The 770-nt window shown below is 37.3% G+C and carries 2 protein-coding genes; both read right to left on the reverse strand.

What is annotated here, in order from left to right:
* On the reverse strand, positions 1-306 hold a 306-nt coding region (locus tag ABN217_RS19205), incomplete at its 3' end, for a pyridoxal-phosphate dependent enzyme (protein WP_349459849.1).
* A 243-nt stretch (positions 307-549) separates the two neighbouring features.
* The coding region (locus tag ABN217_RS19210) for an EI24 domain-containing protein (protein WP_349459850.1) at positions 550-770 on the reverse strand (221 nt) is incomplete at its 5' end.

Raw genomic sequence — 770 nt, forward strand, 5'->3', positions numbered from 1 at the left:
TTTGCGTCGTTCAATACTCATCGTTTCAGGCATGGTTAGGGTTAATTTATAACCTCTTGCAGCTGCAACATAAGCTAATGCAATACCTGTATTACCACTAGTTGGTTCAACGAGTTCTTTATCTTGAGTTAGAATTCCTTTTTTCTCAGCATCCCAAATCATATTCGCACCAATACGACATTTGACGCTAAAACTTGGATTGCGCGATTCAACTTTCGCTAAAATATTGCCATTTCCGAAATGTTTTAAGCGTACTAATGGGGTATGACCAATGGTTAGCGAATTATCATCATAAATTTTACTCATGGGATATCCTTATAATAGTCAATTAGGGCCGAGAATTGGATGTAAGGTTGATCCCAAAATACGCGAACAAACCTTTATTGCAAATATGAATTACCTATATACTTATATCTTTAAGTTATTTTGAACAGATATATTTTAGTAAAAGGTTATGACAAAAATGGCGAATATAGCAAGAGAACAAAGGGAGGAATGAGTAAAAACGCGAGCTATTTATCAATAACATCGCGTTTTATTGTAGAGAGATTAGTAACGTGCGTAGCGAGCGCGATAACGGTCAACCCACATTAAGGTTGCGCCACATACAGCGACAGGCATGATCAGCAAGTTAAGGATTGGGATCATCATCAATACGCTAACTGCACCGCCAAATTGAATATTATTCATACGGTCTTTTGACAACGCTTGTTTCATATCGTTAAAGCCAACACGATGGTTATCAAACGGGTAGTCACAATACTGAATTG

The organism is Proteus sp. fly-1067, from assembly GCF_040139345.1.
Lineage (GTDB): Bacteria > Pseudomonadota > Gammaproteobacteria > Enterobacterales > Enterobacteriaceae > Proteus > Proteus vulgaris_B.